Raw genomic sequence first — 13449 nt, forward strand, 5'->3', positions numbered from 1 at the left:
CCCTTCACCTGATTTCTCCCTATCATAGAGCCGCAAGCTTACATCTCTGTGACTTTCAGGTGAGAGATCCGTCACTTAGGGAAACGAAGCCTGAAGAGCGCACCGCCCTGCGGGTGATTATGTGCGGTAATACTCCCTCCCTGCCGGGTGATGATCCCCTTGCAGAGCGCGAGACCGATTCCGTAGCCGGTATAGTTAGGACTGCTGCCGCGATAGTACCGGTCGAACAGCCGCGGGATTTCTTCCTTGCTGAAGCCCGGGCCGTTGTCATGCACCGTAAGCTCGGTGTACAGCAGATTGTCTGTGCAGATCAGCTCTATCTTCCCGTTCTCCCCTGCACTTTCCAGACCATTCTTCAGGATATTCCGGATCGCTTCCGGGAGCCAGGCAGAATCGCCTTGGATCACTACTCCTGAGGGGCAATCGATTCTTAAGTCTACATTGCGCAGCTCCATCTGGATCAGGAACGGACGTACAGCGGTGCAGAGCAGGTCGTTAACGGCGATAGGCCCGCGTTGAAATACAACAATGCCCGCATCCAGGCGGGATAACTTAAGCAGAGAGGTAATCAGCCAATCCATCTGCATCAGCAGTTCCTCGGTCTCCCGTATAAAAGCCTTCCGCTCCTCTTCCGCAGGACTATTCGCAAGCAGCGTCATAATCAGGTTCACTGAGGTGAGCGGGGTGCGGAGCTGGTGGGCGATGTCAGCCAGGGAATCCGCAAGATGGCCCTTTTCCTTGATCAGCTCGCGGTTCTGGTCCCGGATGCGCTGAGTCATTTTGGTAATCTCGCTATGTAAGATGGATAACTCGCCTTCTTCCGCATCCGCGATGAACAGATGGTCTGCATTATGCAGCACCCGGTCAATCTGATTGGAGATGCGCGCTATGCTCTTGTACCGGGCCCTGGTGAACAGCAAAAATGCTGTGCCGAAGGCAACAGCACAACCAGTGGCAAGGAATCCCGCTGCCGTATGTAAGGTGAAGCCGACTATAATCGCTACAGCGGACATTATGGAGTACAACAGTGTGAATTGCCGGATTTCTTTATTCCGCAGCATCGCTGCACCCCAGCCGGTATCCGGTTCCCCGGACGGTCAGAATGAGCTGCGGGCTTGCCGGATCACTCTCGATCTTCTCCCGCAGGCGCTTGATGTACACGGTCAGTGTGTTGTCATTCACAAATTCGCCCGCTGCGTCCCATAATTCGTCGAGCAGCCTGCTTCGCGTAATAATATTCCCGGGGTTGTTCACAAACACCAGCAGCAGGCGGTATTCCAGGGCTGAGAGGTATACCTCCTTGCCCTGCCGGGTTACAACACCGCTTGCCGGATCTACATGAAGCCCGCAGATGTCAAAAGCAGACCCGGTCCGTCCGCTCTTCCGCAACGCCGTTCCAATCCGCGCAATCAGTTCACGCGGGCGAAACGGCTTGGTAATATAGTCATCCGCCCCCATATTCAGCCCAGTAACGACACTTGCCTCATCCCCGGAGGCCGTCAGGAAGATGACAGGCACCTCCCTTGTGGCCTTGATCTCCGTGTACACCGTAAAGCCGTTCCCGTCAGGCAAAGCAATATCGATCAGTGCCAGGTCAAACGGATACCCGCCAAGCATAGCCACAGATTCACTCCGCGTAGTGGCGTGAGTGACTGTGAACCCTTCCGAGCGGAGCAGCAGCACGAGATTTCTTGCAATGGCCTGATCATCCTCAACCAGTAATATTTGCGGCATTCTTCAGGGCCTCCATTTTACAAAAATATAAGAATTTATAAGTTTCACACGATAAATTATCCTTCTATTTCTCGCTGAAACGGTACCGTCCTTTAAAAGGGCGGCAATGCCGTTTCCACTTGTCTGCTTCTTATTTATTGTGCAGGCTGTGCCAGATCCGGCGCCTTTTGCTTCATAATCGGCAACATCATCATTGCGCCCAGGAGGAACAGAATTCCGGCTCCGCTGTAGATGGTACTGAGCGGTAAGGCACTCTTCAGCGCACCGGCGAAAGACATGGACACCACCATCATCCCGACGAACATCGGATTCAGCACCCCGTTGACCCGGCCGACAATCGAGCTATTAGACCATCTCAGAATCATGGTACTGATCCCGATATGAATGCATGGGAACATCAGCCCATTCAGGAACTGGATCGTGAGCGTAAGCGGAACGCTTGTTGAGAACCCGACGATAGTGGTGCATACGGCACCTGCGAGCATCCCCATGGCGAGCAGCAGCTGGGGCGGAACCTTTTTGGCAAAGGCGGCCACCAGCCCTCCCCCGATCAGCATGGCTGCACCGTTAACCATAAGCATGTACTGGAGGAACTCCTTGCTTCGGCCCAGCCGCTCTGTGACGATGAACAGATTCAGCGCCTGGGCTGCGCCCACGGCAAGTCCCGCCAGTACAAACGCAAGTCCGAGCATCCGCAGCACCTGGCTCTGCCAGACATACCGGAAGCCCTCGGTGAAGTCCTTACGGAATTGCCCCTTCGCGGCAACTGTCCCGGCTTCCATATGATCCTCCGGCAGACGAATAAGCACAAGTGCAGACAGCAGAAAAGCCACGCCCATTACAGCGATGGAGATCTCAAGGCCGAAGGTGCTGTATACGAAAGTGCCTAACATAGGTCCGAGGACCATGAAGATGGCCATCAGTGATTGGAAGAGCGCCATCCCCTGCTGCAGCTGTTCCTCCGGTACATGGAATTTAAATAACCGCATACTTGAAGGCTGTGAGAACTGCGACAAAATAGCCGAGATGAACGCGACCAGATACACCGATTCCCACGAGCCAAAGTGAATGCTGAGCAGAACGGCGAATACCGATACCGCAGACAGGGAATCACACCAGATCATCGTCCGCTTCGGCCGCCACCGGTCCGCAAAGGTCCCTCCAATGAAGGAAAAAACAAAGATAGGCGCAAATTCAGCAACGCTGATCAGTGAAATGGCGTAGGGATCATTGTTGGTCCTCTCCGCAACGTACAGCAGAATAGCAAAATTACGCACCCAGATCCCGATCTGCAGCAGCACGCTGGATAACAGAATTGTCTGCAGGAACCTGTTAAGGAACAGGCTCGGTGAATTAGCGCTTTTGTCATGCTGATTCAATCCTTTAACCCCCTACTTAGCTTGAATATACTACTTCTAATGCTTTGGGACGGTTCTCCTTCCCTTCCTTATTATACGGACCCGATGCAGAACTATAAAGATTATATTATTCATGCTTAACTTACAAAAAAACTGCGGCACCAAGTTAGGCACCGCAGCTGTAATTCGAGTATTCTGTTCTACTTCGCTTGCTTCAATTGAACGGTCTTCATGTATTCCTTGAATTCCTCGGCAATTTCTTTGTACTTCGTATGGTGCAGGTAATGGGAGCCTACCATCGGGATCAATTTGCCCTGTGAAGACTGCTTTGCCTGCTCCTCATGCAGCGGAATCCACTGTTTGTTGTGCTCGTTATTGGATTGCGCGAACAGCAGAACTGGCAGGTCCTGCGGGTATGTCAGCTTTGAGCCGTTTTTGAAATTGGAACCAAGGTGGCTAAGCTCATTCATCAACGTTGGATTATTGCCGTGCACGGCAGAGATGAATTTCATCTGTTCTTTGGTATGCTCATCATAGTCAAGCGATTTAAACGAATCTCCGCTGAGCTTCGTTAGCAGCCGCATCACACCTGAATCTTTAGCAAACTTCATGGCCTTCAGCGGCAATTTCACATCCATGCCGGGCTGATTGGGCACACTACTGTCAATCCCTACAAAAGCTTCAACTTCATTCGGGTATGCATTCACATAAGACACGGCATAAAGTCCCGTGATGGAGTGGCCCATCAGGACATAACGCTTCAGACCCAGCTGCTGCACAGCCTCATGAATTTCACTGATGATATTCTCAGTTGTTCTTTCTTTATCCGTCCCATCGCTTAGACCGTAACCGAAAGGCTCAATGGCCACGACTTTGTAGGAAGGCGTCAATTGGTCAATCAGCAGCTTGAAATCAAGCACAGGTGAGGCGGTGCCTTGCCCCGGCAGAAGAACGATGGTCTGTTCCCCGCTGCCTTGAATCATCACATTCATCTTTTTGCCTTCTACATTAACATACTGTCCGTACGATTCGATCTTCTTCTTCTCGATCCCGGTGCTGATGGCGTTAACGATAAAGGTGATACCTATGAACAGCACAAGCACTCCGATAATGCCACCTACTATTTTCAACCATAATTTGCGCTTCTTACGGCTCTTCTTCCCTGGTTGCTGGTTATTCATTGTATCTGCCATATTCATCTTCTCCTGTCCTTCTCTCTGTAGATCCGTCTTAGCGGTATAGATAGAGTCTACTTGATTAAGATGTCCTCTTCATGACGGGAATATGAACGGAGTATGAACAGGCAGACGCACTGCGGCTACAGCCCGGATAGATTTACAGCAACAGATTGCATAACCTCAATAACTCTTTCTGCAGACGGCTGTCTGTAATAGAGCAGATCATAGGACCGCGGAACGAGCTGAATCAGCAGATTCAGGTCCGAACGGGAATAATCAAGCACCAGGACGTTGTGTGATTCCAGCGCGCGGGTGATTCTCGCGAGCCACTCTTCCACAGGAACGGAGTCGTCGTGAATCACTGCCACTTTATACAAGCTGTTCATCTGATTGTATAAGCCTTTTACAGACCGGACCGCCAGTTCGTACCGGATAAAAGCATCCTTCCAGGGCTTTCGGCGGGCCGGGTCGAACCAATCCCCGAGAATGCTCTGAAGCTCAACCTCCAGCGTGGGATGCTTTTGCTTGAATAATTCAAGATTCGTGAACCAGCCCAGGTATTTCTTCTCGTCGTAAGTGGTGGGATGATACTGGTGCAAGACTATACATTGTGTGTTTAAGATGAATTTGGCACCTTGCTGATATAAGCGGTATCCAAGTTCACAATCTTCAAGTCCCCATTCGATAAAATCTTCATCGAATCCTCCGGCTGTGGAATAGTTGTTGCGGGGGACTGAGAAGTTACAGCTATAGAGCAAAGCCCAGATGTTCTCAATATTCCCCGCGTTCTCCGAGAACCGCTGGATGACCGGCAGGCGTGGATCTCTGCGTTCCAGGAGTAAGGACGAGCGGTTACTGTCTTCCACTTGGCTGAACGGTAGCCGGTTGTCCTCAGCCAGAAAGTCTCTCAGGCCCATCACGACTACAGGCTCATCGCAGAGCTGGTGCACCTTCCAATGCTGATAGATGAAGTCCCGCTCTACGACTTGATCACCGTCCAAAAACAATAAAATGTCGCCGCCAGCCTGCGACACGCCCAGATTTCTGGCCGCTGATCTGCACTTTGTAGCATCCGGTGTTTTGTAAACGTATTTCAGGGAATAATCAAGGTCGAGCGCAGTAATCCGCTCTTGCGTTCCGTCATCTGAACCGTCGTCAACGAAAATGACCTCGAAGCATCCTTCCGGCACCTGAACCTGGCGGTTAAGTGATAACAGGCATTCGGCTACCAGATTTTTAATATTGTACGCCAATACAAGTATACTTATCTTCATATTTTCCCGGCCTCCTTATGGATGGTTCTCCTGTTCGATGTGTTAACCAGCCCGAAGATGGACAACGCCGCCAGCGATATTGACATACAGGCCACGAATACGGAACGGTAGCCGAACATTCCCGATAGGGCTCCTGAGACCACGCCTCCCAGGGAGGAGCCGATTCTGGAAGTGTTGCTGTAGAGGGTGGTCGCGGTTCCCGGCTCCTCCGGCAGCAGATCCTGAAAATAACTGATGCCGTAGCCCATGATAATGGACACTGAAATGGCACTGAGCACCTGGGCGAAATAGAGCAGGATAATGGAGTGAGCCAGGGCAAACACCAGGAAATACAGGACATTGGAGATGATGCCGATCAGGATGATCGCGGTTTTGCCCATTTTTCTGGACATCACTCCGACAATGACCATCAAAGGAAGTTCAACAATCGCCGTAATGCTATAGAGCCAGCCTAACTGCTGATAATTCCCATGCATCGTGGTTGAGAAGAACAGCGGCAGCACAAGGGTACTCATCGAAGAAGCAATACTGAGCAGTATAAATGTACCCAGTACAGAGGAAATTTGCGGCTGCTTAATGAATTGTCCCAGGTGCACAGGCTGCTTGTCTTCCTGAACAGCTAGGGTTACAGGATGGCTGCGGAACAAAATGAAGGCAATCAGGCTTACGAAGATGTATGTAGCGGCTACAATCAAAAAAAGATAAAAAAAGTTATATTGATTGACTAAAACCGAACCGATCGACGGCCCCACAATCCAGCCCAGGGAGTATAACATTCTTAGAATATTCATCGCCAGCGGCTGATTAATAGCACTGATATTGGACCTCGAGATGGAGTCTCTGGCATAAGCAAAGACCTGCGGGAACGAAGCGAACGATATTCCGAAGAATAGGGCCGACACGGCCAGCAGCACATAATAGTTGGTGAACAGGGCGAATAGCACATAGGCGGCTGATGTTGAGAGAAGGGTGAAGATAATGATGGTTTTTCTGCTGAATCTGGTATCGGAGGCTTTGCCAAGGAACGTACTGATGAACAGGCCGAAGACCATGGTGATGGACATCAGTATGCCATACGACAAAGGAGTCATACCCGCCTCCTGAATACAATACAGCGATAAAAAGGGATTGGTTGCCGATACACTGAGTCCCAGCATGGTTATGGTAAAGACCAGTGCTACGAAACTCGGCATTTTGATAATATCTTTGAGAAAACCGGAATTCATCCTCATCGTTCTGTCTCCAGTTATGATTTAGTAGGTACCTTTTGCTGCATGTTCAAACCATTCCCGTACATTGTTGACCATGATCTCGCTTAGAATATCCCGGTCCACCCCTTGATCTATGATATACGGACTGACATCACGGGTCAGATGGGTCATAGACCAATCGGGGGCAAAGGAACGTACCTCTTCCCGCTCCCACCAATCAATGGACCCGCAATAATCATGAGAGACCAGCAACTGTTTGTGATAACCGCTCTGTATCAGCTTCAGCAGCAGGTCAGGACGTTCCCGGGATGACATCCCGATTGACAGTCCAAACCGGTCTAAGCCGAGCAGAGCTTCCCGGTTCAGCAATTGAGATAAGTAGGCCATGTCATGGGTGTCCCCTGAATGCCCAATAATCACTGCCCTGGCGGGGACTCCTTCTTGCTCAAGCAGATCCAATTGGTCCAGCCCATTCTTTGACGCCGCGTGGGTATGGGTCATAATGGGAACCCCGGTTCTCTTATGGGCGCGGGCAGCAGCGCGGATAATCTTCTCCACATTCGGCGTAATGCCCTGAACATCAGTTGCACATTTAATGAAGCCGGCCTTGATCTCCGTATTCTGAATCCCCACTTCAATATCCCTGATGAATAACTCCGCGAGGTAATCAATATTTTTTCTCCTTAGCGGCTCAGGCAGGTCCTGACAAGTATACATTCCGGTCGCTGCAATAATGGTTACCCCTGTGCACTCGGACACCTCCCTTATGAAGACAATATCCCGGTCCTGACCCATGACGGTGGGATCACAGATGGTCTGTATCCCTGCATTCCTGGCGGCCAGAACCTGCTCCTTCGCCAATTGAAGCTCTTCATTGCGGTTGTATAGATGAGGGAATTGGGTCGCGACTTCGACGGATCTGACCCGCATATGCTCATGGATAAGAGCGGGTCCAAGCTGCGAGCTGTCAACGGTCCCTGTTACAGAGTTTATGTTTGTCATAGGATTTATTTTCCTTTTTCCAGATTAGATCCGTACTAGTTGTTTGCCCGGATTCGTGCCGCTGAACAAATTAATGAAGGCATCGATAGTGTTCTCCAGCCCCTCAGTAATGGTCTCTGAGCATTTCAGCTGCCCTTCCCTAAGCCATCTCCCCAGTTCCAGCCTGGCTTCTGAAAGACGGTCTTCATAATCGGCGATCAAAATTCCCTTGACCATCGCTCTGTGAAGAAGAACAGCCGGTAAGATCCGGGAGCCTGCCTCTGGTCTGACGAGATTATAGAGCGCAATTTGGCCGCAGACCGCGATCCGGGCGTAATCATTGATATGACCGAATACAGCATCGGATATATCTCCCCCGACATTATCGAAGTACATATCAATTCCATTAGGACATGTCTTCATCAATTCAATACGCAGATTGTGATCCAAGCGGTAATTCACCGCTTCATCGAAGCCTAATTCCTCTTTCAAATAGTGAACCTTCTCATTCGAGCCGGTAATGCCAACAACATGGCAGCCGTAGATTTTTTTGGCGATTTGGCCAACGGCTGCGCCGACGGCCCCTGCCCCGCTGGATACTACAAGGGTCTCGCCTTCACGCGGCTTACATACGTCGGCAAGACCGAAATAAGCGATCAGTCCAGGGGTACCCAGAATACTCAAATAGGCTGTAGCTGGCTGGACGCCCGGGTCCATCTTCAATAATTGTCCGGCCTTATGTACGCTATATTCCTGCCAGCCGAGGATGCCCCATACCCTTTCTCCTGCCCGAAGACCGGATGACCGGCTCTCCACTACCTCGCCAATACCCGCCCCGCCAAAAATCTCCCCGATCTGATAGGAATCCATATAGGATTTGCTGCGGCGCATCAGGTTGCGCATGTACGGGTCCACCGACAGATAGTTGTTCTTTACAAGTACCTCTCCATCCGAAAGGGCTGGAACCTCAACTGTCTCCAGCCGAAAATGTTCTTGCTGCGGGATGCCCTGAGGCCGCTGACACATTACAATTCTGGTATTTTTTAAGGATGACACGCCGCCATCAATTCCTTTTAATATATAATATAGTATAATATTGCATTAAATCTACTAATTGCATATGATAAGAACAACCAGACAGGGAGGCGTTCATTATGGATTTCGATTATACCGGTAAGGTAGTCCTGATTACAGGCGGTTCACGGGGCATCGGCCGTCAGCTTGTGCAGTCATTTAGTGCGATGAAAGCTAAGGTATACTATACTTATCTCTCTGCTGAACGATTCCAGCCTGTCCTCGCCGATTCAGTCGACGGTCCGCAACCGGTTGGGGTCCAGGTCGATGCGGGGTCAGACCTACAGGTTGAGGCATTTACTTCGGATGTCTGGCAGCAGCATCAGGCGATTGATCTTCTGATTAACAATGCCGCGTTTATATGGAGAGCTGATTTCGGCAACACCACAACAGAGCTATGGAATACCTCCCTTCAGACCAATCTGATGGGTGTGGTGCATCACTGTACCTCCGCACTCCCATATATGATCCGGCAAAAATCAGGCAGCATCATCAATATATCCACAGTCTGCGCCGATCACCCGGTCCGGGGACAAGCCGCCTATTCCTCCACTAAACAAGCCGTCGATTCCCTGACCAAATCACTCTGCATTGAATATGGAGCCTTTGGCATCCGTGCGAATACCATCTCCCCCGGTCTGATTGTCACCGAGAAGCCGAAACGGGTCACAGAGGAAGATGTCCGCAAGATACCGTTACAACGGGTGGGCTACGCTTCGGATGTGTGTCATGCTGCTGCTTTTCTGGGGAGCGAATCGGCAAGCTTCATTACAGGAGCAGATCTGCTGGTTACGGGCGGCTCCCACCTGAACTGAGATTACGGGTTAGAATTCCGGTTAGGGACCGGCAACGCTCCTCCCTGTGAAGCGCATCTAGCGGGACCTCCCGGAAAAGAACGGAGCCTTCACAGACAAGCTCTGACTCCCTGCACATTACTCTTGCCCGCGCCTTCATGTCCCCTTCGCTGCCGGTATTCTCAAAGGTAAGCTCCACCCCAAGAATGTCCGGCGGCGATACCATCCGCAAAAACTTAAGCCGTTCAAAGCTTACGGGGATCAGCGAACAGCGGTAATCGCTGTTGATCCATGTGAACAACCTCGATAATTGAATGATAGACTCCGTAATCAGTGCCGCAGGCAGCACAGGCTGTTCGGGAAAGTGATCCCGGAAGATATCTTCATTCAAAGAGACATACTTCTTCCCGGAAATAGAGTCAGCCGTCAGAGCAGTGATTTCATCCATAAAAATGTATCTCATATTCTGCATGCTCCTTGGACAGCAGAGTATATTTTCTCAGGAATGGGAGCAGGTGCTTTGGTCAATAGATTGACCGGAACCATCCGGTTCTCCGCAGTATAACGCTTATCCTGATCCACCCAGATTTCGGTGTGGAAATCAATCCAATAATGCATGATACGCTTAACGGACGTTCGAATCTCTATGCATTCGTCATAGTAGACCGGGTGCAGAAAATCAATTTCAACTTTTTTCATCACAAAAAAAAGTTGGTATTGATCAAGAATTTCTTTCAGGGAAAGGGCATGTGTCCGAAACCATTCGGTACAACCGGCTTCAATAAACTCACAGGCGTTACCGAAATAGACCACCCCGCCGGCGTCGGTGTCCTTGAAATATATCCGTCGACGGATCACCGAATAGGCCTCATTGTCCAGCATCCTGCTTCCTCCCCTTTTCTCCCGTTACGACGGTAGTAAACGGTGTTTTTTGATGATAGACGAGGTTTCTCCATTCCATTTTGTTGGAAATCACGGCCCACAGCGAGCTTATGCAATACACCACAGATACAAATGAAGCGAGCACCAGCACGGCTATTCGGATAAACGACGGGCGATAATCCTGAATCTGCGAAGCGTCCCGGGATACGGCGGCCACAACAAGAGTGGCCCCTGCTATATGCAACAACGGCCAGTACAAGAAGATGTACAGCAAGGAAGGGACATTCCCTGTTATTCTGAACCCGAGGGCAACCAGGAACATAATTGCCCCCAATAACCGCGGCATCGTCACCAGGAAGAAGCCAAACGCCCATAACCGCTTGTAATTTACCTTCGTGTTCAAGGCCTGGCGCTTCACCCATTTCACCCAAGCGAAGCCTTGGATATCGAAATGCTCCGGTACTAAGCAATCGGGTACGTATTGGATGCGGAATCCTGCTCTCCTTACTACATCCGAAATGGTGAAGTTATCATGAAAGGCCTCTGACCAGATGGATTTCATCCCGATCTGTTCAAACACATTTTTGCGTATCCCAAAAGAAAAACCTCTGGCAAAACAGGTCACGGGAAACGTAATCATGGTAGTCGCCAGGAAATCCCAGTATCTTGCCGCCAGGGCCAGCACACTCTTGCTCTTGGATACGATCCATGCACTGCCGCTGGTGAGGCCGACATGATCGGACTGCAATGGCTGTACCATTTGTTCAATCCAGGTCCTCTGGGGCACGATATCCGAATCAATAAATACATAGATTTCGGTATCCTTGGATGCATGCGCTATGCCGGTTAACAGATTATTCACCTTATCGCTCCGGTGCCGGGAGACCTCGGAATGAGATGCCTTCACCAGATGAATCAGTGGTGATTGCGCCGCATATTGATGAACCAGTTCCTCCCCTCTTCCGTTCTCCTCCGAAGTCACCGCGAGCACTTCATAGTTCCCGGCATACTGCTGGCTGGCAAGACTTCGCAGGGTGGATTCGAAGTTATAGTCCAGCCCGCGAAAGGGAAGCAGCACGGTAACCTTAGGATGATAAGGCGGCTCTGCGGCTATTGTCCGGCGGGAGCGCTGCCTCTCCAGTATAAAATAAACAGCAAGAAATCCCGGCACCAGAAATAATGACATCATCACAATATTAAAAATCCAGATCCACACGTTCGTCCCCCCTCTTCAATCTGAGCAGGTTCATTCCGTCTTCTGCAGACAGCCTTATGTTGTTATTCAAGCTATGAGTTGAGATTACATCCTCCTGCTTCGTGATTAATCTCCCGTCAGGCACAATCAACTGTCCTTCTGCGGAAATAGTAATCCGGAAGAAGAAGCTGCGCTTCTCCTCATTGACCGATAATAGCTTGGCATAATAGGTGACTTGTTCATCCTGAAAAACAGGCCTGGCAAACACAAAATTACTAAAGCTTACAATTCCGGCCCCATGCCGGTTATGGGTCACTTCACGCGCAAGCCTGCCTGCAGTCTGGAATACGGACTCAAGCAGAACATAGAAAGGCACCGTCAATCCTGTATCCCATTCCGCTTCAAAGACATCCTCACGGGGCTGTAGAACCTGGCAGGACTCTGCCTCCATGGGGCCCACTCTTGTAAAAGATACCAATTGCATATACCGCAAGCAGCTTCACATCCCTTACCCGCCAAAGTTAATCCAAATGTCTTCCTCCGGTCACCGGCAATTGGGTGCCTGTAATATATGAGGCATAATCACTGGCCAGGAACAGCGCTGCATGACTGACATCGTCTACGGTGCCGTTTCTTCCCAGGGGCGTGCGCTCCAGAATCTTTTTCTTGACCCCGGTTTGCATCGTATTTACGACATCGGTTTCGATTAGTCCAGGCGCAATAGTGTTAACGCGGATGTTATACGAACCGTATTCCAGCGCCAGTACCTTCGTTAGCGATTCAACCGCACCTTTAGTTGCTGTGTATACCGCTTGTCCCCGCCCGGGCTGCAGTGCCGAGCGGGATGAAATATTTATGATCGATCCCGATTTATTCAGGATCATATATTTGATAGCTGAAGAGCAGAAGGCAATGACAGAATTCAGGTTGGCGCTGATTCCCTCGCTCCAATCCTGCTCGCTCATTTGCAGAAACAGGCCTCTTGGAATCCAGGCAGCATTATTAACTACAACATCTATGCGCTTATGATCATTCCAGACCGTATCCATAAAGCTCTCCACCTCAGACTTAGATCTCCCGTCCACTCTCAGTCCGGTGACATCCGCCCCGTATTGCTCCCTGCACTCTTGTACAACTGCTGCTGCCTGATCTTCACTGGATAAATAGGTGAAGTATACGGTCGCGTTAGCCCGTGCGAAATGCGTAACCAGTCCCCGCCCGATGCCTCTGCTTCCTCCGGTAATAATGACCACTTTTCCCGAGAAATCAATCTTCACGACCGGTCACACCCTATTCTCCGACTTCTCTAACTTGGCGGATACGAAATCTACCATATTCTCTACGGTCAGATAATTGAACAGATCATAGGGACTGGCGAGGGCTGAGAGGTCCTCATCCGATACAGTGAAATATTGCCGTACAGAAGACACGGCTTCCGGAGACAGCCGGCTATTGCTGAACATTCCCCGGTTGGCAATCACATTGGGCAAATTCCAGAACTCCTGATTGTCGATCTTGATATTGAATTCCTGTTCAAGCATGAACGTTAGCTCCAGCGTCTCAGCACTTTCCAGATTTAAATCTCTGTAAAGATAAGTATTCGGCATGATTTGAGCCTCTGGCAGATCAAGTACATCCTGCAACAATTTTTTCACTTTGCTGTAAATGGTTTGATCCATAACGCACCTCCGCGAAGAATAGATTTCTTTGTTATTGTATACATATATTTCTATTAATAGCAATGATTTTTTTGGCGGTAAAAGAGTTA

Annotated in this window: 15 protein-coding genes; 1 reads left to right on the plus strand and 14 read right to left on the minus strand. The window is 50.1% G+C overall.

Features of this window, described 5'->3' with window-relative positions; all coding sequences use genetic code 11:
• Positions 1–71: 71 nt before the first annotated feature.
• The 8 genes from MKX42_RS17305 to MKX42_RS17340 all read right to left on the minus strand — a co-directional run bounded on the left by MKX42_RS17305 (position 72) and on the right by MKX42_RS17340 (position 8762).
• A complete protein-coding gene (locus MKX42_RS17305; protein WP_340753572.1) occupies positions 72–1061 on the minus strand; it encodes a sensor histidine kinase in 990 nt (329 codons plus the stop codon).
• Complete coding sequence (locus MKX42_RS17310; protein ID WP_340753573.1) at positions 1048–1734, minus strand: response regulator transcription factor; 687 nt, start codon at positions 1732–1734, stop codon at positions 1048–1050. The genes MKX42_RS17305 and MKX42_RS17310 overlap by 14 nt, the downstream gene beginning before the upstream one ends.
• Positions 1735–1868: 134 nt before the next feature.
• Positions 1869–3113, minus strand: coding sequence for an MFS transporter (locus tag MKX42_RS17315; protein WP_340753574.1), 1245 nt, complete (start codon positions 3111–3113; stop codon positions 1869–1871).
• Between the two features lie 179 nt (positions 3114–3292).
• Positions 3293–4285 (minus strand): alpha/beta fold hydrolase, encoded by a 993-nt coding sequence (locus MKX42_RS17320; protein ID WP_340753575.1) that lies wholly within the window; start codon positions 4283–4285, stop codon positions 3293–3295.
• Positions 4286–4410: 125 nt separating this feature from the next.
• Positions 4411–5544: a glycosyltransferase family 2 protein gene (locus tag MKX42_RS17325; protein ID WP_340753576.1), complete on the minus strand. Its 1134-nt coding sequence runs from the start codon at positions 5542–5544 to the stop codon at positions 4411–4413.
• Entirely contained in the window at positions 5541–6776 is a 1236-nt protein-coding gene (locus MKX42_RS17330; RefSeq protein WP_340753577.1) for a sugar efflux transporter, read from the minus strand. Before MKX42_RS17330 ends, MKX42_RS17325 begins: the two co-directional genes overlap by 4 nt.
• Before the next feature lie 21 nt (positions 6777–6797).
• Positions 6798–7757, minus strand: a complete 960-nt coding sequence (locus MKX42_RS17335; protein ID WP_340753578.1) for a phosphotriesterase family protein — start codon at positions 7755–7757, stop codon at positions 6798–6800.
• 24 nt (positions 7758–7781) lie between these two features.
• Positions 7782–8762: an NADP-dependent oxidoreductase gene (locus tag MKX42_RS17340; RefSeq protein ID WP_340757713.1), complete on the minus strand. Its 981-nt coding sequence runs from the start codon at positions 8760–8762 to the stop codon at positions 7782–7784.
• A 128-nt stretch (positions 8763–8890) separates the two neighbouring features.
• Between MKX42_RS17340 and MKX42_RS17345 the strand changes: the two genes are divergently transcribed.
• Positions 8891–9625 (plus strand): SDR family NAD(P)-dependent oxidoreductase, encoded by a 735-nt coding sequence (locus MKX42_RS17345; protein ID WP_340753579.1) that lies wholly within the window; start codon positions 8891–8893, stop codon positions 9623–9625.
• Here the strand turns inward: MKX42_RS17345 and MKX42_RS17350 are convergent.
• The 6 genes from MKX42_RS17350 to MKX42_RS17375 all read right to left on the minus strand — a co-directional run bounded on the left by MKX42_RS17350 (position 9600) and on the right by MKX42_RS17375 (position 13360).
• Positions 9600–10067: a hypothetical protein gene (locus MKX42_RS17350; protein WP_340753580.1), complete on the minus strand. Its 468-nt coding sequence runs from the start codon at positions 10065–10067 to the stop codon at positions 9600–9602. The genes MKX42_RS17345 and MKX42_RS17350 overlap by 26 nt on opposite strands.
• The gene (locus tag MKX42_RS17355; protein ID WP_340753581.1) at positions 10064–10486 is read right to left on the minus strand and encodes an acyl-CoA thioesterase; all 423 of its coding nucleotides are present in this window, start codon (positions 10484–10486) and stop codon (positions 10064–10066) included. The genes MKX42_RS17350 and MKX42_RS17355 overlap by 4 nt, the downstream gene beginning before the upstream one ends.
• A complete protein-coding gene (locus MKX42_RS17360; protein ID WP_340753582.1) occupies positions 10473–11702 on the minus strand; it encodes a glycosyltransferase in 1230 nt (409 codons plus the stop codon). The genes MKX42_RS17355 and MKX42_RS17360 overlap by 14 nt, the downstream gene beginning before the upstream one ends.
• The gene (locus MKX42_RS17365; RefSeq protein WP_340753583.1) at positions 11683–12132 is read right to left on the minus strand and encodes a hypothetical protein; all 450 of its coding nucleotides are present in this window, start codon (positions 12130–12132) and stop codon (positions 11683–11685) included. Before MKX42_RS17365 ends, MKX42_RS17360 begins: the two co-directional genes overlap by 20 nt.
• A 70-nt stretch (positions 12133–12202) precedes the next feature.
• Positions 12203–12958 (minus strand): SDR family NAD(P)-dependent oxidoreductase, encoded by a 756-nt coding sequence (locus tag MKX42_RS17370; protein WP_340753584.1) that lies wholly within the window; start codon positions 12956–12958, stop codon positions 12203–12205.
• Between the two features lie 6 nt (positions 12959–12964).
• Positions 12965–13360 carry an acyl carrier protein gene (locus MKX42_RS17375; protein ID WP_340753585.1) on the minus strand — a complete coding sequence of 132 codons (396 nt, stop codon included), beginning with the start codon at positions 13358–13360 and terminating at the stop codon, positions 12965–12967.
• Between the last annotated feature and the right edge of the window lie 89 nt (positions 13361–13449).

Origin of the sequence: Paenibacillus sp. FSL R7-0204, assembly GCF_038002225.1 — a bacterium.
Lineage (GTDB): Bacteria > Bacillota > Bacilli > Paenibacillales > Paenibacillaceae > Paenibacillus_AQ.